General features: G+C 53.7%; 18 protein-coding genes and 1 other RNA gene. 17 read left to right on the top strand and 2 right to left on the bottom strand.

The window, feature by feature from the left end; translation table 11 throughout:
* The first annotated feature begins 101 nt into the window (after positions 1–101).
* The 9 genes from C6I21_RS08535 to C6I21_RS08495 all read left to right on the top strand — a co-directional run bounded on the left by C6I21_RS08535 (position 102) and on the right by C6I21_RS08495 (position 9,236).
* Positions 102–1,634, top strand: a complete 1,533-nt coding sequence (locus C6I21_RS08535; RefSeq protein ID WP_181186187.1) for an FAD-dependent oxidoreductase — start codon at positions 102–104, stop codon at positions 1,632–1,634.
* 19 nt (positions 1,635–1,653) lie between these two features.
* Positions 1,654–2,703: a Gfo/Idh/MocA family protein gene (locus tag C6I21_RS08530; RefSeq protein ID WP_105959036.1), complete on the top strand. Its 1,050-nt coding sequence runs from the start codon at positions 1,654–1,656 to the stop codon at positions 2,701–2,703.
* Between the two features lie 102 nt (positions 2,704–2,805).
* Complete coding sequence (gene secG, locus C6I21_RS08525; protein ID WP_105959035.1) at positions 2,806–3,036, top strand: preprotein translocase subunit SecG; 231 nt, start codon at positions 2,806–2,808, stop codon at positions 3,034–3,036.
* Positions 3,037–3,205: 169 nt separating this feature from the next.
* Positions 3,206–3,988, top strand: coding sequence for an alpha/beta hydrolase (locus tag C6I21_RS08520; RefSeq protein ID WP_245411579.1), 783 nt, complete (start codon positions 3,206–3,208; stop codon positions 3,986–3,988).
* A complete protein-coding gene (locus tag C6I21_RS08515; RefSeq protein WP_105959163.1) occupies positions 3,954–4,700 on the top strand; it encodes an alpha/beta hydrolase in 747 nt (248 codons plus the stop codon). The genes C6I21_RS08520 and C6I21_RS08515 overlap by 35 nt, the downstream gene beginning before the upstream one ends.
* A 48-nt stretch (positions 4,701–4,748) precedes the next feature.
* Positions 4,749–7,073, top strand: coding sequence for a ribonuclease R (rnr, locus tag C6I21_RS08510; protein ID WP_105959034.1), 2,325 nt, complete (start codon positions 4,749–4,751; stop codon positions 7,071–7,073).
* A gap of 66 nt (positions 7,074–7,139) precedes the next feature.
* Positions 7,140–7,607, top strand: a complete 468-nt coding sequence (gene smpB / locus C6I21_RS08505; protein WP_105959033.1) for an SsrA-binding protein SmpB — start codon at positions 7,140–7,142, stop codon at positions 7,605–7,607.
* Positions 7,608–7,684: 77 nt separating this feature from the next.
* Positions 7,685–8,051: a transfer-messenger RNA gene (gene ssrA, locus C6I21_RS08500) on the top strand.
* 132 nt (positions 8,052–8,183) lie between these two features.
* Complete coding sequence (locus C6I21_RS08495) at positions 8,184–9,236, top strand: zinc-binding dehydrogenase (protein ID WP_105959032.1); 1,053 nt, start codon at positions 8,184–8,186, stop codon at positions 9,234–9,236.
* A gap of 70 nt (positions 9,237–9,306) precedes the next feature.
* On the opposite strand, the gene C6I21_RS08490 is transcribed toward C6I21_RS08495, so the two are convergent.
* Positions 9,307–10,674: a dipeptidase gene (locus C6I21_RS08490; RefSeq protein WP_105959031.1), complete on the bottom strand. Its 1,368-nt coding sequence runs from the start codon at positions 10,672–10,674 to the stop codon at positions 9,307–9,309.
* Between the two features lie 199 nt (positions 10,675–10,873).
* On the opposite strand from C6I21_RS08490, the gene ilvD reads away from it, so the two are divergent.
* From ilvD to C6I21_RS08465, 6 genes are all read left to right on the top strand, one after another.
* Complete coding sequence (gene ilvD, locus C6I21_RS08485; protein ID WP_105959030.1) at positions 10,874–12,574, top strand: dihydroxy-acid dehydratase; 1,701 nt, start codon at positions 10,874–10,876, stop codon at positions 12,572–12,574.
* A 489-nt stretch (positions 12,575–13,063) separates the two neighbouring features.
* A complete protein-coding gene (locus tag C6I21_RS08480) occupies positions 13,064–13,276 on the top strand; it encodes a hypothetical protein (protein ID WP_142393238.1) in 213 nt (70 codons plus the stop codon).
* Positions 13,277–13,342: 66 nt separating this feature from the next.
* On the top strand, positions 13,343–13,888 hold the full coding sequence (locus C6I21_RS08475; RefSeq protein ID WP_280953446.1) for a DsbA family oxidoreductase: 546 nt from the start codon (positions 13,343–13,345) through the stop codon (positions 13,886–13,888).
* Positions 13,872–14,111 (top strand): hypothetical protein, encoded by a 240-nt coding sequence (locus C6I21_RS16510; RefSeq protein WP_181186186.1) that lies wholly within the window; start codon positions 13,872–13,874, stop codon positions 14,109–14,111. The genes C6I21_RS08475 and C6I21_RS16510 overlap by 17 nt, the downstream gene beginning before the upstream one ends.
* Positions 14,112–14,201: 90 nt before the next feature.
* Entirely contained in the window at positions 14,202–15,503 is a 1,302-nt protein-coding gene (gene secY, locus C6I21_RS08470; protein WP_105959027.1) for a preprotein translocase subunit SecY, read from the top strand.
* 264 nt (positions 15,504–15,767) lie between these two features.
* On the top strand, positions 15,768–16,907 hold the full coding sequence (locus C6I21_RS08465; RefSeq protein WP_105959026.1) for a CHAD domain-containing protein: 1,140 nt from the start codon (positions 15,768–15,770) through the stop codon (positions 16,905–16,907).
* Here C6I21_RS08465 and C6I21_RS08460 read toward each other — a convergent pair.
* Positions 16,904–18,268, bottom strand: a complete 1,365-nt coding sequence (locus C6I21_RS08460; protein WP_105959025.1) for a xylulokinase — start codon at positions 18,266–18,268, stop codon at positions 16,904–16,906. The genes C6I21_RS08465 and C6I21_RS08460 overlap by 4 nt on opposite strands.
* 214 nt (positions 18,269–18,482) lie before the next feature.
* Between C6I21_RS08460 and C6I21_RS08455 the strand changes: the two genes are divergently transcribed.
* The gene (locus C6I21_RS08455; protein ID WP_105959024.1) at positions 18,483–20,873 is read left to right on the top strand and encodes a 3-hydroxyacyl-CoA dehydrogenase/enoyl-CoA hydratase family protein; all 2,391 of its coding nucleotides are present in this window, start codon (positions 18,483–18,485) and stop codon (positions 20,871–20,873) included.
* A gap of 20 nt (positions 20,874–20,893) precedes the next feature.
* A complete protein-coding gene (locus tag C6I21_RS08450) occupies positions 20,894–22,075 on the top strand; it encodes an acetyl-CoA C-acetyltransferase (protein ID WP_105959023.1) in 1,182 nt (393 codons plus the stop codon).
* Positions 22,076–22,105 lie beyond the last annotated feature (30 nt).

Here is a 22,105-nt window from a genome sequence, read left to right as displayed (position 1 = left end):
CTGCCCGGCCTGATCTGATAGAACGTGTTTCATTCCGGACAAAAGCGGTAACAGAAGTAAAAAAGTCAGGTTATGGAAAACATATCTCAGGAGGGATACGAATGGATACATCCGGACTGCCTCAATCGACCGAATCATACTGGCTCCAGGCAAGGGAGAAAACAGGGTTTCCACCACTGAAAGAAGATATCTACGCGGATACTGCGGTGATCGGCGGCGGGCTTGCCGGCATGATGTCTGCGTATGAGCTGAGCCGCAGGGGAAGAGATGTCGTCGTGCTTGAGGCACGGACGTTGTTTGAAGGAACCTCCGGGAAAACAACGGCGAAGCTCTCCTCCCAGCACGGTCTTCATTATGCCAAAATGCTGAAGATGCACGGCAGAAAAAAAGCGCGTCTTTATTTTGAGGCGCAGGAGGAAGCTATTGCAGCCGTGGAGCGCCTTGCTGAAGCGGGCGCGTCGTGCGATTTTGAGCGCAAAGAAGCCTGTATTTATGCAGAAACATATGAAGGAAAGCGGGAGCTCGAAAAGGAAGCCCGCGCCTATCATGCGCTGGGTATTCCAGGTATTTATGAAGAGGTGGATTCGCCGTCCGAACGTGTGAAAGCGAAGCTCCGCCTGCCGGATCAGGCCCAGTTTCACCCGGTCAGGCTGATGAACTGGCTGGCGGCTGAAATTGAGAAGAACGGCGGCAGACTGTATGAGCAGACGCGTGTCGTGAAAACGAAAGAAGGAGAAGCGGTGCGGATCGACACGGAATCAGGAGCTGTCGTTACGGCAGACAACTGTATTACTGCCTCCCACATTCCATTTCAGGACACCGCCGGCATGTATTTTTCCCGGCTGGAGCCGGAGCGTTCCTACTCCATTGCCGTGGAGGCGGACCCTTCCCAGGTGCAGCAGATGCTTCTCGGTATTGATGGGGAGAAAGTGTCTCTCCGGACCGCATGGGTGGACGGCCGTGAAATGATTCTCGTCGGCGGCCAGAGCCATAAACCGGGGACAGTGGCTTCAACAGAAACGTGCTACGAGGCGCTCGCCCGCTATGCCTACCGGGAGCTTGGGGCGTCCCGTATCCACTGGCGGTGGTCCGCTCAGGATTTTACAAGCCTGGATGACGTTCCTTACATCGGCCGGCTGACGCGCTGGCATAAACATACGTATACAGCATGCGGATTCAAAAAATGGGGGATGACCGGCGGAATTGCTGCGGCGTTTTTACTCGCTGATTTAATCGAGGGCCGGGAGAACCGGATGAAGCCGGTTTTTGATCCGGCGCGCTCCAGCGGGCCGGCCGCAGCGGGTCGTCTTGCGAAAAAGCTGAGCGGCGATGGCGGCTGGATGTTCCGCTCCCACCTGCCGGACACACCGCTTACGGAAGAACTGCCGGAGCCCGGCAGCGGTGCGGTCGTCCGGAGCGGAGCAGGGCTTGCGGCTGTCTACCGCAGGGAAGATGGTGGCATAAATAGTCTCAGCGGAGCCTGTTCCCACCTTTACTGCGGCGTCACGTGGAATGAAGCAGAAAAATCATGGGACTGCCCGTGCCACGGCTCCCGTTTTAATGTGGAGGGCGAAGTACTGGAAGGGCCGGCGGTAAAACCGCTTGCAAAAATGAAGCTTGATGACGGTAAATAACAGGAAGGGGCCATGACGAATGAGTTACCAGATTGGACTGGTCGGTGCAGGATACATTATGCAGAAAGAGCATCTGCCTGCACTGATGAAAGAGGAGCGCGCCAACGTGCTGGCAGTCGTGTCGGGGAGCGGGCAGTCCGCAGCGGAGGCTTCGGCCCGTTTTGATATACCAAATGTCTACAAAACAGAAGAAGAAATGTATGCAGCGCATGATCTGGATCTTGTTATGATTGCCGTGCCGAATGCGTACCATGCGGAGGCTGCGGTGCGTGCGATGGAGAACGGGGTGGATGTTTTCTGTGAAAAACCACCTGCAATCACGACAGCGGAAGCAGCCAGGATGGAAGAGGCAGCTTCACGGACAGGACGGAAATTGATGTATGGATTCCACCACCGGTTCAGCCAGGAGGCAGACATTGTCAAAGCGGCTGCGGCCGATGGCGAAATCGGCGATATTTATCACATCCGTGTCCATGCCCTGCGCCGCCGGGGGATTCCCGGCTGGGGAACTTTTACTGATGTTGACAAACAGGGCGGGGGGCCGCTTATGGATATCGGTGTACACATGCTGGACCTGGCTTTTTATTTGTCAGGCTGGTACCGGCCGCTCGAAGTAAGTGCGTCGACTCACTACCGGCTCGGCCGGAAGCCCGGAGTCGGTCTCCTCGGCAGCTGGGATCCTTCATCGATGTCGGTCGAAGATTTCGCCGCAGGGTTTATCCGGTTTGAACACGGCCGCTCGCTTGTGCTGGAAACATCGTTTGCAGCAAATACGAAAGAAGAAGAGCGGCTGAGTGTTCACTTGTTCGGAGACAAAGGCGGGGTGGAGATCGATCCATTTGAAATGTATACAGAAAAGTATGGTGCGCTTCTGGATATTACGCCTGCCTATCTGGATCAGGCCGACCCCCGCTCGGACTATGAGAGACAGATCGAGCACATTCTAGACGTCCTGGAAGGCAAAGCCCGCCCGGTAAGCGAGCCGTGGCAGGGCACCTATGTCCAGCAGCTGATCGAAGCCATGTATGAATCCGCTGCCGAAGGAAGAGCGGTATCCCTGGATGGCTGAGAGCAGACGTCCTGTCCCGGTCCGGGGAAGGGCTTGCTTCTGCCTGCCCCTCATGTTATGATTTCAAAAGGTATTACGTACGTTTAATAAGGGGTGTATCTGGTGGAACAACTTTTATCTGTTTTGCTCGTGATCATATCAATTCTGCTGATTGCAGCGGTTCTGCTTCAATCCGGACGAAGCGCGGGCCTCTCCGGAGCGATTTCCGGAGGTGCGGAGCAGATGGTTGGAAAGACAAAAGCACGTGGACTGGAAGCGGTATTGAGCCGTGCGACGGTTGTGCTTGGTGTTCTTTTCTTCGTCTTCTCGCTGCTGCTCGGCTATTTTATGTAAGAGAACGATAACAGGATTATTTCCTGAAGCAGTCTAAAAGATCCACCAGAAGCGCACGGCCTCTGGTGGATCTTTTTTTCGCACCGTGCCGGAGATATTCCGGAATTCGTTGGAAAAAAACTGTGTCGGACCCGCATAATCCAGCCGCCTGCGGGGAATAGTAGTACGAATGAAACAGGAAAAGCAGGTGGTTGTTATGATCGGATGTCTGATTGTGCATGGTTTTACCGGCACGCCTCAGGAAGTCGAGGATATCAGGGAATACTTCGCGGAAAAGCTGTGGCTCGTATATACGCCGGAGCTTCCGGGACACGATGGAACGAAAGAAAGTCTCAAGGCCGCCTCCTATCAGGAGTGGGTATACAAGGCACAGATCGCGCTGGAGGAACTGCTTGAGCGGTGCGACAAGGTGTATGTCATCGGTTTTTCCATGGGCGGTGTTATCGCCGGCTACCTTGCGGCGAACTATCCGGTGGATAAGCTGGTGCTCATTTCATCCGCTGCCTACTATCTTAATCCCAAACAGCTCGCTGAAGACCTTAGCGGCTGGGTTTTGGAAGGAATCCGCGGCGAACTGGAAGAAGACGACGTATACCAATTTTACCGTGATAAAGTCATGCGTACGCCGATCAGTGCGACGTTTGAATTTGCGAAGCTCGTTCGAAAACTGCGTGCTGCCTTTCACCATGTCACCGTACCTGTCCTTATTGTGCAGGGAGAGAAAGACGGTCTGGTGCCGGCCCGCAGCGCCCGGTATATTTACGAGCAGATAAAGTCAGAGGATAAACAGCTGTTTTTTATGGAAGAAGCCAAACATTATATCTGGTACAGCGACCAGAAAGACACCTTCCTGACCGAACTGGACCGCTTTCTCACCGGCGGGGAGGATACGTTAAAAAGGAGTCGAGACAGTCATGATGAAGATTCAGATCCCAAAGCCATTCACCTTTGAAGGAGGAAACCGCGCCGTACTCCTGCTGCACGGGTTCACCGGAAATTCCGCCGATGTACGTATGCTCGGACGCTACCTCCAGAAACGCGGATATACGTGCCATGCTCCTCATATGAAAGGGCATGGCGTGCCGCCGGAAGAGCTGGTGGAAACCGGCCCGGACGACTGGTGGAACGATGTGAAAGGGGCGTACAACGAACTGCGGGAGCAGGGCTACGAAGAGATTGCCGTAGGCGGTCTGTCACTCGGAGGTGTTTTCTCCCTGAAGCTCGGGTATACGTATCCCGTCAAAGGCATTTTCACGATGTGCGCCCCGCTCGAAATTCACAGCGAAGAGCGGATGTACAAAGGGGTCGAAGAATACGCGCGCAAATATAAAAAGCACGAGCAGAAGTCGGAAGAAGAAGTTGAAAAAGAGATGGATGCGTTTGACGGCACACAGACAGAAGTAATCCGCCGCCTCCGCGGCTTGAACAAAGAAGTCCGGGAAAACGTCGACCAGATCTACACGCCGACATTCGTCGCCCAGGGACGGCTCGATCAGATGATTGATACGTCAAGCGCAGAAGAAATCTACAATGCTGTGGAGACTGAAAACAAGCAGTTGAAATGGTACGAAGAATCAGGACACGTAATTACACTTGATAAAGAAAGAGACCAGCTGCATGAGGACATTTATGCATTCCTGGAAGGGCTGGACTGGAAAGAATAAGTCTCGCTCATGAAGGGTCTCTTCTTAAAATTGAAAGGAGACCAATCCATGCAGGAACTAACAAAAGATCTAATTATGGATGAAATTAAAGCGGCAGGAAAGCCGCTCTCAACAAAAGAAATGGAAGAACCGCTCGCTTTGAATGAGGCGGACCGGTTTAAAGAAGCGGTTAAGCTTCTGAATGAACTGGAGGAGGAAGGGGAACTCGTGCGTACGCGTACGAACCGTTACGGCCCTCCGGAAAAAATGAACCTGCTCCGCGGCGACGTGATCATGCATCCGAAAGGATTTGCTTTCGTCAAAACGGATATGCAGGAAGAAGATGTATTTATTTCTCCGTCGGAAATGAACGGAGCTATGAACAAGGACAAAGTACTCGTGCGTCTGCAGTCCGATTCGGACGGGGCACGTCAGGAAGGGACCATTATCCGTATTTTGGAGCGGGGTACGACGCAGATTGTCGGCACATTTCATGACGCCCGCTCCCATTCGTATGTGGCACCGGACGATAAGCGTGTGCCGGCAGACATTCTCATTCCGGAAGGACAGTCCCTCGGCGCCGTAGACGGCCATAAAGTCGTTGTGGAAATCACACAGTTTGCCGAAGGGCGTTCCAGTGCGGAAGGGCACGTTACGAAAATCATCGGGCATAAAAATGATCCCGGTGTCGACATTATGTCGATCATTCACAAACACGGCCTTGCAGGGGAGTTCCCGGAGGCTGTCACGCAGCAGGCAGAAAACGTACCGGATACCATCGATCCATCCGAAATTAAAAACCGCCGTGATAAGCGGGAGGAAACGATTGTCACGATTGATGGTGCCGATGCAAAGGACCTTGATGATGCAGTGCAGGTAAAGCGCCTGGACAATGGAAATTACCTTCTCGGGGTGCACATCGCCGACGTGTCCTACTATGTTCAGGAAAACTCCCCGATTGATAAAGAAGCGTATGAGCGCGGAACGAGCAGCTATCTCGTAGACCGCGTCATTCCGATGATTCCCCACCGGCTGTCAAACGGCATCTGCTCGCTGAACCCGCAGGTGGATCGTCTAACGCTTTCCTGTGATATGGAAATAAATACGTCCGGAGAAGTCGTTAATCACGATATCTACGAAAGTGTCATCCGCACGAATGAACGGATGACGTATTCGGATGTGCGGAAGATTTTAGAAGATAAAGATGAAGAGACGATGAGCCGCTACGAATCCCTCGTCCCCTTTTTCCAGGACATGGAGGAACTGGCTGCGGTGCTCCGCAAAAAGCGGTTTGACCGCGGTGCCATCGACTTTGATTTTAAAGAAGCGCAGGTTCTGGTCGATGAGGACAGCCGTCCGGTGGATGTTGTTCTCCGGGAGCGGAGTACAGCGGAAAAGCTGATTGAAGAATTTATGCTTGCTGCTAACGAAACGATCGCAGAGCACTTCCACTGGATGAAGGTTCCGTTTATTTACCGGATTCATGAAGACCCGGATGAAGAGAAACTGAACCAGTTCCTCGAATTTATTACAAGCTTCGGCTACGTCGTCAAAGGTACCGCCAATACCGTGCATCCCCGTTCGATGCAGGAACTGCTGGAAAGTGTCCGCGGAGAGCCGGAAGAAGCCGTTATTAATACGATGCTTCTGCGCTCGCTGAAGCAGGCGAAATACGATCCGGAAAATATCGGTCACTTCGGCCTCGCATCAGAATTCTACACGCACTTTACGTCGCCGATCCGACGGTACCCGGACCTGATTGTCCACCGCCTGATCCGTACGTACCTGATTAATGGAAAAACGGATCAGAAGACGATCGAGCACTGGCAGGAAAAGCTTCCGGAAACAGCACAGCACGCCTCAGAAATGGAACGCCGTGCCGAAGATGCCGAACGGGAGACCGATGAACTGAAAAAAGTGCAGTTCATGGAAGATAAAATCGGCCATGAATTTACCGGGGTTCTTTCCGGCGTGACGAATTTCGGATTGTTTGTCCGGCTGCCGAATACGATCGAAGGGCTTGTCCACGTCAGCTATCTGACAGACGACTTCTATCACTTCGATAAGCAGCATCAGATTATGACCGGGGAGCGGACCGGCAACACGTTCCGCATCGGCGATGAAATCGATGTGCGGGTCGTCAATGTCAACGTGGATGAACGCGTAATTGACTTCGAAGTGATCGGCATGAAGCCGAGAAGACCGAAGCGGAAGGAACGCTCCCGCGTGATTGAAACGAAAAAAGAAGAAGGCAGTCCGAAAAAGGGCAGCGGGAAGCAGCAGAAAAAAAGTGGTAAAAAAGGCATCGACCTGAAGCAGAAAAAGGGAACGGGCAAAAAGCCGTTCTACGATAAAGTAGCGAAGAAAAACAAGAAGAAAAAGAATAAAAAGTAACAGAAACGGCCGGGACGGGAGAGATAAGCTCCCCCGTCCGGGTCTGGCCTGAAAGGATGCAGTGGGATGGCGACTGAAGGAAAACTGATTGCGCAGAACAAAAAAGCAAATTTCGATTACCTCATAGAAGAGACCTTTGAAGCCGGACTCGTGCTCACGGGAACGGAGATTAAATCGATCCGGGCCCGCCGGGTCAACCTGAAAGACTCATTCGCCCGGGTGTCCAACGGGGAAGTCTGGATCCACAACATGCATATCAGCACATATGAACAGGGAAACCGCTACAACCATGATCCGATACGGACACGGAAACTGCTTCTTCATAAGAAGCAGATCGATATGCTGATCGGCCGCACGCAGCAGAAGGGGTACACTATTGTACCGATCAAGCTGTACATCAAAAATGGTGTCGCGAAAGTGCTCATCGGTCTAGGAAAAGGTAAGAAGAAGTACGATAAACGCGAAGACCTTAAGCGCAAAGATGCGAAGCGGGAAATTCAGCGGGCCGTCAAAGATGCAGAGCTCGGACGGTAGCAGTTATTGACATATCATACGAAAGTTGATATGATATAGAGTACGGAAAAGGATTATTTCTCCTTTACGTTTCCCATGGGGACGTTCTGGATTCGACAGGGATAGGTCGGACTTACGTTGCGCGTCGAGCTGAGTGTCCTCGTAAAAACGCTCACCTGCCTATAGTTGGCAAACAAGAAGAAGACTTCGCACTAGCAGCGGCGTAACAACCCTGCTTGCGGTTCCTCCCTCCATCGCCCATGTGGAGGATCAGGGACTCAAATGAAGTGGGATACGTCAGGCTTTTTCCACCTGGAGAAGCCTGAAAGAGATTAATCAGGTTAGCCATATGGAAGCCTGTCCGCTGGCTGAAGTATCGGCGAAATTTAAATAAACGGACTACACGCGTAGACGCGTAAGTTTCGTTATCCCTGGACGCGGGTTCAATTCCCGCCGTCTCCACCATACTTAAGGATATCCGCCAAGAGCGGCTCCACATTGGTGGCATAAAAAGCTGGTATTTAATTTATCGGCACCCCGTTACCGTCTCCATTGGAGGCGGTTTTTTTAATAGCATAAAGAGGGAGGAGAAGGCTTATGAAAGCAGTACAGGTAACAGGATACGGTGGAATCGACAAGCTCGATGTTGTCTCAAAGCCAGCGCCGGAACCCGGAGAAAAAGACGTGCTGGTTCGTGTAAAAGCATGTGCCATCAACAACACAGAAATCTGGATGAGAGAAGGTGCCTACGGGACCGGCTCCGAGTCCGGATGGCGCCCGGAAGGAGTTCAGTTTCCGCGCATTCCGGGTTCTGATATTACCGGTGAAGTCACTGCCGTCGGAAGCGGTGCAGACAAAAGCCTGGTGGGAAAGAACGTGGTTCTGTTTCCGTTTACGTCGAGTGGAGAAGACGGAACGGAACATATCGCAGAAGATATGGCGTTTATCGGCTCTGAATATGACGGCGGTTACGCAGAGTACGTCGTCTGGCCGGCTGATCTCTGTTACGATATGCCGCTCGACAGTTATATCGAGAGCGCCGTCTTTACCGTCAGTGGCTTAACCGCCTGGCATATGGCAGCGCAGACTGCTGTCCGTCCGGGGGAGAAAGTGCTTGTCACGGGAGCGAACGGCGGCGTCGGCTCATTAAATGTACAGATCGCTTCCCGTGTCTTCGGTGCGGACGTCATTGCTGTCGTCGGAGATATGGGTCTGGAGGACAGGATAAAAGAATTAGGGGCAGATGCAGTGGTCTCCTACAAATCGCCAAATCTGGCCGAGGATATCCTCGCAGCCGCCGGAGGCCCGGTGGATACTGTCCTGGACGTCGTCGGCGATGCTCTGTTTTCCATCTCCCTGCAAGCGCTGAAAAAAGGCGGGAAATACTGCATTTCCGGCTCTTCCGGAGGGCAGAAGACGGAACTGGATTTCCGGCAGGTGTATTTAAAACATATAACCCTCTACGGATCCGTGCTCGGGACGAGAGAAGAATTCGGACAGCTCCTGAAGGCTGTTTCCGAAGGAAAAGTAAAGCCGGTTATTGATCGTACGTTCCCGCTGGATCAGGCTGGAGAAGCCCAGACTTATTTTCAGCAGTCGGGCAAAATGGGAAAAGTCGTTCTGCTTCCTGAAGAAGGCACGACAACATAAAAAAACAGGCCGGCCCCGGACATGCGGGCCGGCCTTCTTGAAGAGACGGTTCGAGACGTTCTGCCGGAAGTTATTTTTCTCCGGCTTCTGTATAAAAATGAGCAAGAACATCCATGCCGAGGCGGAAGTGCTCTACAGGAAAACTCTCATTCGGCGAATGCAGGTTGTCTTCCGGTGTGCCGAAACCGAGCAGGACGACCGGTACCTGGAAAAGCTGATCGATCGTTTCCACAACAGGGATGGATCCTCCCATACGGACGAATACGGCTTCTCTGCCAAAGGCTTCCGCATAGCTCGCTGCTGCTTTTTGAAGCAGTGGGTGGTCCGGATCGACTTTATACGCCCGGGCGGAGAGCGGCTCGCGCTTGATATCGACCGTGACCCCGGCAGGCGCGTGGGTTTCGATATGATGAACGAGCGCGTTCTGCACGTGGACGGGGTCCTGCCCCGGTACAAGACGGCTCGTCAGTTTTGCTGTCGCTTTGGAGGGGATGATGGTTTTCGTACCGTCTCCCTGGTAGCCGCCGAACAGGCCGTTTACTTCAAGTGTCGGGCGGGCCATTGTATGCTCTTTTGCTGTGTAGCCTTTTTCCGGTGCTGTCTCCGGTACGCCGGTGGATACTGGATAATTTTCTCCCGGTGCCTCATTCATCAGCTTCCGCTCTGCTTCAGTCAATGTTTCGATATTGTCATGAAATCCATCGATCGTAATTTCTTCCTCTTCGTTTTTCATCGTCGCGAGAAGCTGCGCGAGAGCCATGGCCGGATTTTTAACCGCCCCGCCGTAGAGTCCGGAATGCAGGTCGCGGGATGGACCGTGGACAGTTACTTCGAGGCCGGTGAACCCTTTTAATCCGTATAAAATCGTCGGCGTGCCGGATTCTACCATGCCGGAGTCGGAAATGACCGAGAAATCGGCCTGCAGCATGTCTTTGTTCTGCTCGAGATAACCGTTTAAGTGTTCGCTGCCGATCTCTTCTTCGCCTTCGATAATAATTTTGACATTCACGGGCAGACGGCCGTTCGTTTTCATCATCGCTTCAAATACTGCCAGATGCATGAACACCTGCCCCTTGTCATCACTTGCACCGCGGGCGTAGATCCGGCCATTGCGGACTTCCGGGGAAAACGGCGCGCTCTCCCAGAGTTCATATGGGTCTGCAGGCTGCACGTCATAATGTCCGTAGAAAAGCGCGGTCGGTGCTCCTTCCGCCTGCATGTACTCTGCATAGACGAGCGGATGGCCGCCGGTTTCATGCCGTTCCACACGGTCGAAGCCGATGTCGTTTAAGTAATCTGTTAAAAATGTCACCGCTTTTTCCATTTCCTCTTTTTTCGATGAGTCGGTGCTGATGCTTTCGATTGCAAGGAACGCATCCAGCTGTTCGAGCAGTCGGGATTCGTTTTCCTTTAAATACTGCTGGACGGAATCTGCCACAACAATCACTCCTTCGGTTATCTAAATAATACTACCAGTGTACCGCGCAGGCCGGAAATCGGCAAGAAACGGAAGTTTTTTTAGAAGGTGCATCAGAAAACGCTGTCAATTCTGAAAACTCATTGCGCCGCCTCTGAAAAGCCGGTAAGATAGTACGTGAAACGAAAAAATGGACGATGACAGGAAAGGGATGACATGCATGAGTGAAGAAAAAGATCTGCGGATCCGCAGTAAAGTGATCAGTGAAGGAGCCAACCGTGTACCGAACCGTTCGATGCTCCGCGCTGTCGGTTTTGAAGATGAAGATTTTAAAAAGCCGATGATCGGGATCGCTAGCACCTGGAGTGAAGTGACGCCGTGTAACGTACATATCGATAAGCTGGCGCGTCAGGCAAAAGCCGGTGCGGATACAGGCGGCGGCAAGCCGATGATCTTCAATACGATTACGGTTGCTGACGGTATCGCAATGGGGCATGAAGGGATGAATTTTTCCCTGCCGAGCCGGGAAGTAATCGCGGATTCGATTGAAACGGTCGTCGGCGCTGAGCGTCTGGACGGCTATGTAGCGATCGGCGGCTGTGACAAAACGACACCTGCCTGTCTGATGGCGATGGGGCGGATGAACCTGCCTGCCGTTTACGTTTATGGTGGTACGATCGCACCCGGAAAGCTGGACGGACAGGATATCGATATCGTGTCTTCCTTTGAAGCTGTCGGACAGTACCAGGAAGGCATGATTGACGACCGTCAGCTTCACCGCGTGGAGTGCAGCGCCTGCCCGGGAGCCGGCGCATGCGGCGGTATGTACACTGCCAACACGATGGCGTCGGCTGTTGAAGCACTTGGCATGAGTATTCCGGGATCCTCCTCCACGCCGGCCGTCAATGACTATAAAGAAGAAGAGTGCCGTCAGGCCGGAGAGCTGATCGTGGATCTTCTCCGTCAAGATATCTATCCACGCGACATCATGACAAAAGAAGCATTTGAAAATGCGATCACAGTGGTCATGGCACTCGGCGGATCGACGAATGCGTTCCTTCATTTAACAGCAATGGCCCACTCTGCAGGCGTCGAGCTGGATTATGATGATTTCGAACGGATCCGTAAGCGCGTGCCTCATATTGCCGACCTGAAACCGAGCGGTAAATATGTCATGCAGGATCTCTATGAAGTCGGCGGTGTCCCTGCCGTGATGAAGGAACTGCTGAAAGCCGGGCTGCTCCACGGAGACTGCCTGACTGTAACCGGAAAAACATTAGCGGAAAACCTGGAAGAAGCAGCGCCGTTAAAAGAAGGTCAGAAAGTTATCGTACCGATCGACCAGCCGCTGAAAGAAACAGGACCGCTTGTTGTGATGAAAGGAAACCTGGCGCCGGAGGGCGGAGTCGCGAAAATGTCCGGCCAGAAAATCAGCCGCTTTGAAGGAACAGCCAAAGTTTACGACAGCGAGGCGACAGCCACCTCGGCGATTGAAGCTGGAGAAATTGTCGAAGGCGACGTTCTCGTCATCCGAAACGTCGGACCGAAAGGCGGACCAGGTATGCCGGAGATGCTTTCCATTACGGCCATGATCGTCGGGCGCGGACTGAACGGAAAAGTGGCGCTGATGACAGACGGCCGCTTCTCTGGAGGATCCCACGGATTTGTGATCGGACACATCGCACCGGAGGCAGCAGCCGGCGGACCGATCGGCCTGCTGAAGACCGGTGACAAAGTAACGATCGACAGTGAAACGCAGGAAATCACGATGCATGTAAGCGATGCGGATCTGGAAGCACGCCGTGCAGCGTGGAAGCCGATCGAGCCACGCTATAAAACAGGCGTGCTCGCGAAGTATTCCCACCTGGTTGCCTCTTCGGCGAAGGGCGCTGTGACAGACTCCGGTCTGGACCGGTTTTAAGAAGCATTGAAAGCAGGCCCGTTTCCACCTCTGTCACCAGCGGGAGGGAACGGGTCTTTTTTGGGTTCAATTCCTGCCGTCTCCACCATTACCTTCTAAGGCTGTAAAGGCTGACAGCTGACTGTAAGCAGGGTGCTGGAACCATTGATGCATAAGCAGAAGACAGCGGGGGTGGCTGCACCTGGAGCCGTACCCTTTCCGAAGAAAAGCCGGTCTGCTATAGCTGTTCCCCCCTTTACGAAAAAAAGCACAGATTCGCGCAGCCGCGCCGCATGACAGAAGACTGCTGTAAACCTAAGGCCGGCTCCGCTCGTGCTTTCAGCCGCCTGCCGCGGCATGGAGAAGTTGAATTCTGCCGGTCCGCTGCGGGATTTTTAGGCGGAGAAGTTGGAATAGGACCGGGAGAAGTTAGACTATGGCAGGGAAGTGAGAATTGGCCGTCTCGTTGTTAGACTGGAAGGGGCAGTTGTGAGAGCGGCAGCGTCAGTTATGAGACAAACCTGCTCAGAAGTAAGACTCCACCGCAGCTTCGGCTTCCTCGCTTCGGTCTGCGCCGGAACGCATACAGCTGCAGCAGCAGGCAGGAAGCGCTTTTATTTCACGCTCCGGGATAAAGCGGCTGCCGTTTTCCTGGGGAAAGCAGATGAGTATGCCGTTCTTCCCATGTCTGATATACTCGGTGGTAGAACAAACCCTGCTTAAAAAGGAGAGATGAACATGGCTGTACACGTGCAGATCTACAGTGATTTTGTCTGACCATTCTGCTATCTGGCGGAGGCTCCGCTGTTTAGGGCAATGGAAGGACGCGATGTTGAACTGGAATGGCTGCCATTTGAGCTGCGGCCGTATCCGCATGAAACACTCAGTCCGCACAGTGATTACATTCAAAAGGCGTGGCACAACAACGTGCTGCCGCTTGCTGAAAGGCTGAATGTGACGATGAAGCTGAACATGACAGATCCACAGCCGCACACCCATCTCGCACACGAAGGGCTTTTATTTGCAAAAGAACGGGACAATGGCAAAGCAAATGATTACGCAGACCGTGTTTTCCGTGCGTTTTACGAAGGCGGCGAAGATATCGGCGATTCCGAAGTGCTAAGGAAGCATGCCGAGGCAGCCGGCTTTGACGGTGAGGACTTCTCCAAGGCACTGGCCGAGCGTACGTATTCCCAGGCCCGGCAGGCGTCCATCCGGCGGGCGCATCAGGAAGGCATTCAGGCGGTGCCGACGTTTATTATCGGTGAGAAGCGGATGACCGGTCTGCAGCCCGAAGAAGCCTACGCCGAAGCGCTCGATGAAGAAGGTGCCTGAAACGAAGGCTGTGATTGACAAAGCTCCCTTTTACAGGGGGCTTTTTTTGTCAGGGGGAGCCAGCCTCTTTTTAAGCAACGGCAGCCGGTCAGATGAAGAAAAAATGAAGCTGCCGATAAACGGTTCCGGCGTCTTTCCGGAAGCATTAAAAAAGAAATCATCTGAATCAGGAAATAAACCTATCCCCTGCAATCCCGGATATGATAGACTAATAGGGCAGTAATTTCAGAATCGTTCAGCATTTGATAGGGGATGTATCTGCTGATATAGTAGATAAAGTGATTTTTTTAGATGAACAGAGGTGGAGAGTAGTATGTTTAATGCACTGCGTGGTATGTTCCGTGCCGGGGATCTGCGGAACAAGATATTTTTTACGCTGGCGGTACTGTTCGTTTTCCGGATCGGGGCACACCTGCCCGCACCGGGTGTCGAAGCAGACGCCATCAATTTTGACAATTTTGCCGCTCTTGGATTTTTGAATACGTTTGGAGGCGGGGCGCTGGAGAACTTCTCCATCTTCGCGACGGGCATTATGCCGTACATTACCGCATCCATTATCGTCCAGCTCCTTCGCATGGACGTTGTGCCGAAGTTTGCGGAGTGGGCGCGTGAAGGCGATGCCGGCCGGAAAAAACTGGCGAACGTAACGCGTTACGGAACGGTTGGTATTGCATTTGTCCAGGCGCTCGGTATGTCCATCGGATTTAACAATCTGATGCCGGGGCTCGTGCCAAACCCATCTGTCGGTACGTATTTGATCATCGCCATCACACTGACAGCCGGTACAGCATTTCTGCTCTGGCTCGGTGAGCAGATTACGGCCAAGGGTGTCGGAAATGGTATTTCCCTCTTAATCTTTGCTGGTATTGCCGCCGGTATTCCAAACGGTGTCGTCCAGCTGTACTCGATTTACATTGCAGATGCAGGAGAGCAGCTGTTCATTAACCTGGTTATCGTCGCGTTGATTCTGCTTGCTATCCTGGCTGTTGTCGTCGGTGTTATCTTCGTGCAGCAGGCGGAGCGGAAAGTTCCTGTTCAGTATGCGAAGCAGATTGCTGCAGGCGGACGCGCCACGGGCGGACAGTCTTCCCACCTGCCGATCAAAGTCAACGCAGCAGGGGTTATCCCGGTTATCTTTGCCATGTCGCTCTTTATTTTCCCGCCGACGGTGGCAAATTTCGTCGGTCAGGGCAGTCCGGCTGCCAACTGGGTTGTGCAGACGTTTGATTACACGAACCCGCTCGGTATGGTCGTGTATGCAGGGCTGATCATTGCCTTTGCCTACTTCTACACATTCGTGCAGATGAACCCGGAGCAGATGGCACAGAACCTGCAGCGTCAGAACGGATTCGTACCGGGCGTACGTCCGGGGAAAGCGACGCAGGATTACCTGACGCGCCTCTTATACCGTCTGACGTTCGTCGGCTCGATTTTCCTCGCTACTGTAGCGATACTGCCGCTCATCTTCGGTACACTCGCGGGGCTTCCGCCGAGCGTACAGATCGGCGGTACGGGTCTTCTCATCGTCGTCGGTGTCGCACTGGATACGATGAAGCGGATCGAAAGTCAGCTGATTGACCGCCGCTATTCCGGATTTATGCGGCGCTCCTCTTAATTAATAGAATTACCTTTTTCATAAGGCCCTTTTCCAGACCGGCACGTACCGGTGGGAAAAGGGCTTTTTTCTGCAGTAGCTGAAATAGCCGCAGGATGCGAATAGTTCCTTCAGATCATCCTCCCGCTCCGGCAGCAGGGTGCACGTACTGCAGACGGTCTGATCACAGAAACGACAGCCATCCGCTTCGAACCCAGCTCAGCCCCCCCAGTGTTTTCTTTTCGCAGTCCGGGGGAAGTACGGAAAGTAAAAGGAGGGACTGCTGTGGGGGAAAAAACGCTTGATCAAAATGGACGACTGCTGATACCGAAAGAGATCCGGGAGGAGGTACCGTTTTTATCGGCAAGGCTGAAAATGGAGGAAGACCCGTTCCGGAGAAGTATTGTGATCACGACCACAGAGGAGGAAAATGCCTTCTCTCTGGATGAACAGGGCAGAATGCTCGTTCCGAAGGCGGTTCGGGAGGCGATGTCCTGGACTGGGGAAACGCCGCTCATGATCGTGCCGGGAGAGCACCGGCTCTACATTGTGGAAGCCCATGAGAGCTGTATTATCTGCGGCCGGAAGGATGGCTTGTTTCCGGTAGAGCAGACGTGGCTCTGTCTGACGTGTCAGAAGAGAGCGCACCAGTCGGTGACTGAAGCATGGAAAGACGAGCTGCACCGGCTGTATGATGCGTATGCAGGGCACGTGGACAAAGCGCTTCAGGCAGAGGATCTGGAGGAAGTACATCAGGCAAGAACGACCGGAAGGCGGATCCGGGCAGTGCTCAAATTTCTCGGCATGAAGAATAGTCACCCGCTTCTGAAAACATTAAAGGAAGCCCACACTGAACTCGGCCGTGTAAGAGAAGCGGATGTGCGGACGGCACTTCTGGAGGAACGGGAAGGAGAGGCGTGGGAAAAAGCCGCCGTGTTTTCCCGCGAACAGCTGTACAGCCGGATCCCGGGCATGCAGGAAGAGTTATCTCAGCTGGTCAATGAAACGTTCCATCAGGCGCTGTCCCGCTGGATCGAGGAAGAACTCCCGGAAGCAAGGCACCGCGTGGATGAGCAGGAAAAACTGGAAGAGGAGGAAGCGGTCCTGGATCAGTACGTCCGGCAGTTTGATAAAGATGGTGACTGGGACGCCCTTCATGATGTCCGGAAGCAGTCCAAAAAACTCCGCTACATGTATCAGTTCATGGGGAACGTCTACGGTGGCAGCTGGAAAGAGCAGGGGAAACAGTATAAGCGCTGGCAGCGCTCAATCGGCGTCATCAATGATTTGAATGAACTTCACCAGTTTTTAAAGAGCAGGGGGAAAAAATCACCGCTGTCGAAAAAAGAACGCAAAGCACTGCAGCAGGAAATTAAAAAAGAGCGCCGGGAAGCGCTCAAGCAGGCGGATCTGCCCGACGCTTAAGGCAGAAACGCCCGTTTCCATCCTTCGTACCGTGTGGAAAGGTGAGCGTGATCCGGTGTGTAAACCGTGCAGGAGCCGGCAGTCTGCGGTGGAATGAGTCCGGATGCGGCTGCTGCTCCAAGGGCGGGAAGAAAGCTGCTGTCTTCCGGAATATACAGTTCTCTTCGGGAAAGTGTGGATAAAAACTGCATCCACCCGGAACTGCTTCCAGCTCCACCGATCACCGTAAGCGGCCGTCCTTCAGGGAGGGCTGCTTCTTCAAGGATCGTGCACAATGAAAAGCAGAGGCCCTCCACGCCGGATCGGAACAGCGTTTCCGGGGTGCTTTCCGGACCGATTCCATGAAAGCGTCCCGATCCTCTGGGCAGCGGTTCGGGATAGCGTTCGCCAAACAGCGCCGGGTGAAAAAGCGCATCTTCCTCTGCCGGCAGCTGTTCCAGCCACGCTTCGGCTCTATCCCGCTCCCCGCGGGCGAAGGTTTCCGTAAGCCAGTCGAATACGGCACCGCCGTTAAACAGGGGGACTACCGCCAGGAGCTGGCCGCGGTGAAGTGGAGACGGCAGCAGAAAGTGATCCTGGCTGGCCCCGCTTTTATCTACGACTGCCGCTGTCCAGCCGGTCGTACCGATGTACATATAGGCATCCCCCGGAAAGACGACGCCGGCCCCTGCTGCTGTACTACCTCCGTCACCTGTGCCGCAGTAGACGGGCACACCGTCTGGAAGCCACGGAATTTGCTGCGTGTACCCGCACCTCTCATCCGGCTCCAGCAGTTCCGGCAGGTGAAAATGGGATACCCCTATAGACGCGAGAACATCGGCGGTCCATTCCCGTTTGTCCAGGTTCATCATCCCGGTTGTTGCGGCAGTAACCGTATCCGTCACGAAGCGTCCGGTCCAGCGGTACAGAAGGTGATCTTTGGAACTGAAGACGACGGTTCCGGAAAGATCCGGCTCGTTCAGCTGAAGCCAGAGCAGTTTGGCCGCCGGCGTTGAAGGCGAAAAAGGATTGCCTGCCTGCCGCTCGATTTCCGGAACTTTCTCCCGAAGAAAGGCAGCTTCGTTTTCTGCCCGCTGGTCGGAATACAACACAGCCGGACGGCCTTCCGCCGGGAAAATGACGTCTTCCATCTGGCCGGTAAACGTCACTGCATGGATCGAAGCGAGATGTCCGGGCTTCTGTTGGTGGAGCTCCGCAAGAACGGCCTCGCAGGCTGTCTCCCAGTCCTCAGGCCTCTGTTCCACGAATCCCTCTTCCATGAACGTGGATACGGATGCGGATGCAGAGGCTGTACGTTTTCCGTCCGTGGACAGCAGTACCCCTTTCACGGCGGTCGTGCCGGCATCGATAATAAGAAACATGTTGTCATCTCCTTCTCTGCGTCAATTTCCTGCTTCATTCACTTTACCGCGCGCAGGCAGAGCGGTAAAGGCAGACAAAAGAAGAAAGCGATTTCAAAAAAAGCTTGCAGAATGATACCGAGTTGGTTAAGATATACATACCAACTATTTTTTTCGCTTAAAAATGAATGAGTATTCATTCAAAAAAGCGGATAGGATCTGAAGGAGGTAACTCATGGCACGACACATAAAAAAAGCAGCAGTTATCGGTTCCGGTATTATGGGATCCGGTATCGCCGCACACCTGGCAAACATCGGCATTCCGGTACTTCTGCTCGACATCGTCCCGAAAGACGCACAGGATGAAGCAGTTTCCGGCACCACCGCAGTACTGGAGCGGAAAAAGGCACGCAATGCGCTCGCAGAAGGCGCCGTAAAGCAGCTTCATAAACAGAAGCCGGCGCCGCTTGCGAGAAAAGAGAACGCGGATCTCATCGAGCCCGGCAACCTGGAAGATGACCTGCACCGCCTGGAAGAGGCAGACTGGATTATCGAAGTCGTTGTGGAAAACCTGGAAGTGAAAAAGAAAGTATTTGCCCAGGTGGAGGAGTACCGGAAGCCCGGCTCGCTCGTCACGTCCAATACGTCCGGCATCTCCATCGAAGCAATGGCAGAAGGACGGAGCGAAGATTTCCAGCGTCATTTTCTCGGCACGCACTTCTTCAATCCGCCGCGCTATTTGAAGCTGCTTGAAGTGATTCCAACGAAACATACCGATGCGGACGTGGTCCAGTTTATGAAGCGGTTCGGGGAGGATGTTCTCGGTAAAGGCGTCGTTCTCGCGAAGGATACACCAAACTTCATTGCCAACCGTATCGGCACATTCGGCCTTCTCGTCACCGTTCAGGAGATGCTCAAAGGCGGCTACAGCGTCGGTGAAGTGGATTCGGTCACCGGCCCTGCACTGGGGCGTCCGAAAAGCGCTACATTCCGCACGCTCGATGTCGTCGGGCTGGATACGTTCATGCATGTGGCCAAAAACGTCTACGATCAGGTGGACGGCGCCGAACAGCAGGTATTTGATCCGCCGTCTTTCATGAAAAAAATGGTGGAGGAAAACCGGCTCGGCAGCAAAAGCGGCCGCGGATTCTACGAAAAGCGCAGAGGCGAAAAAGGAAGCGAGATCTACCAGCTGAATTACGAAACGTTTGAATATGAACCGAAGACAAAGCTCAAAGCGGCATCGGTGCAGCAGAGCAAACAGGCAAAAAGCAAGAAAGAAGCGCTGCAGATTCTGGCGTATGCCGACGACCGGGCCGGCACGCTCGTCTGGAATGTATTGAAAAAGACACTTCTCTACAGCGCAGAAAAAACGTACGAAACAGCAGAGTCCATCCGGGATGTCGACCTGGCCATGAAATGGGGATTCGGCTGGGAAATGGGCCCGTTTGAAACGTGGGATGCCCTCGGCGTGGAAAAAGCAGCAGCACGCATGAAGAAAGAAGGAGACATCCTTCCGGACTGGGTGGAAACGATGCTTGAAAAAGGCTTCACCCACTTCTATCAGGGCTTCGGCGAATACTATCATGACGGCGCCTACGTTAAAGCGCCGGTTAATGAGAAAGTCATCAACTTGAAAAGTGTGAAAAAGTCGGAAGGCGTCATTATGAAAAATGCCGGTGCCTCGCTGATCGATATCGGCGATGATGTGGCTGTTCTGGAGTTTACCTCTCCGAACAACTCGATCGGTCTGGACGTCATGCAGATGATCAACAAGTCCATTACGGAGGTAGAAACGAACTACCGCGGACTCGTGATCAACAACCAGGGGAAAAATTTCTGTGTCGGAGCCAATCTGATGATGCTCCTTATGGAAGCACAGGATATGAACTTCCCGGAAATTGACCTTGTCGTCCGCCAGTTCCAGCAGTCGATGGCAGCGATCCGCTATTCAGAGAAACCAGTCGTCACGGCACCGTTCCAGATGACGCTCGGAGGCGGGACGGAAGTATCTCTTCCTTCCGCGGGGCTTCAGGCTTCCATGGAAACGTACATGGGCCTCGTGGAGACAGGTGTCGGACTGATTCCCGGAGGCGGCGGAAACAAAGAGCTGTACCTCCGCCACGTGGAGCGGATCCCGGAAGGAATGGACGTCGACCTGATGAAAGCAGCCAACCTGACGTTTGAAACGATTGCGATGGCACAGGTGAGCACGAGTGCACACGAGGCACAGAAACTCGGATTTATCCGTCCACAGGATCACATCAGCATCAACGACGACCACCTGCTTCATGATGCCAAGCAGCAGGTGCTTCACCTGGATGCCCAGGGCTACCGGGCACCGAAACGGTCCCGTATTCCGGTCGTCGGTGAGCGCGGCTATGCCGCGATGCTTCTCGGAGCAAAAACGATGAAATTCGGAGGAATGGTCAGTGACCACGATTTAAAAATTGCGGAAAAGCTGGCATTTGTTCTGGCAGGAGGACGCGTCCCGTACAAGACGGAAGTCGACGAACAGTACCTTCTCGACCTGGAGCGGGAAGCATTTCTCAGCCTGATCGGCGAACCAAAAACACAGCAGCGGATGCAGCATATGCTTTCAAAAGGAAAGCCGCTTCGTAACTAATCGGACAAGGAGGGATTGTGTTGAAAGAAGCAGTTATCGCAGCAGGTGCGAGAACACCTGTCGGAAAAGCAAAGAAAGGCACGATGGCCAACGTCCGTCCGGATGATATGGCAGCCATCACGATTAAAGAAACGCTGCAGCGGGCAGGCGGCTTTGACCCAGCGCGCATTGAAGATGTCATTATCGGCTGTGCGATGCCGGAAGCGGAGCAGGGCATGAACATGGCAAGAAACATTTCAGCGCTTGCCGGACTGCCGGACCAGGTACCGGCAATCACGATTAACCGGTACTGTTCTTCCGGCCTGCAGAGCATCGCCTACGGCGCCGAGCGGATCATGCTCGGCCGGGCGGAAGCAGTCATTGCCGGCGGAGCGGAATCGATGAGTCTGATTCCAATGGGCGGACACGTCATCGCCCCGAATCCGTATCTCGTCGAACACGCACCGGAATACTACATGGGCATGGGTTATACTGCTGAAGAAGTAGCTTCAAGGTTCGGCATCACCCGTGAGGATCAGGACGCGTTTGCCGTGGAAAGCCATAAGCGGGCAGCACGTGCTGTGGAAGAAGGCCGCTTTGACGACGAAATTGTCCCGGTGCCGGTGACGCTCCGGAGTGTCAATGCCTCCAATCAGCTGGAGGAAAAAGAAGTAATGGTAGCACGAGATGAGGGGATCCGCGCAGGAACGTCGATGGAGACTCTCGCTAAGCTCCGTCCGGCCTTCAATCAGTTCGGCGGAACGGTCACAGCCGGAAACGCCTCCCAGATGAGTGACGGAGCTGCCTCTGTTCTTGTAATGGAAAAAGAAGCAGCGCTCCGGGACGGTCTCGAACCGCTCGCCGCTTTCCGTTCGTTTGCCGTCGCAGGAGTAGCTCCGGAAATTATGGGTGTGGGTCCCGTGGAAGCGATCCCGAAAGCGGTCGCCCAGGCAGGTCTGCAGATGGAGGATATCGGACTGTTTGAATTAAACGAAGCGTTTGCCTCCCAGGCAATTCAGGTGATCCGTCAGCTGAACCTGGACCACGATAAAGTAAACGTCAACGGCGGCGCGATCGCACTCGGTCATCCACTCGGCTGTACGGGGACGAAACTGACGCTCAGCCTGATTCATGAAATGAAGCGCCGCGGCGAACAGTTCGGCGTAGTGACGATGTGTATCGGCGGCGGTATGGGTGCCGCAGGCGTATTTGAACTGCTGTAGAACGAAACAAGTCATTAATTACGTCCAGAG

It is taken from the genome of Alkalicoccus urumqiensis, assembly GCF_002993335.1.
GTDB lineage: Bacteria > Bacillota > Bacilli > Bacillales > Salisediminibacteriaceae > Alkalicoccus > Alkalicoccus urumqiensis.
This window is presented reverse-complemented; position numbering and strand designations above follow the sequence as displayed.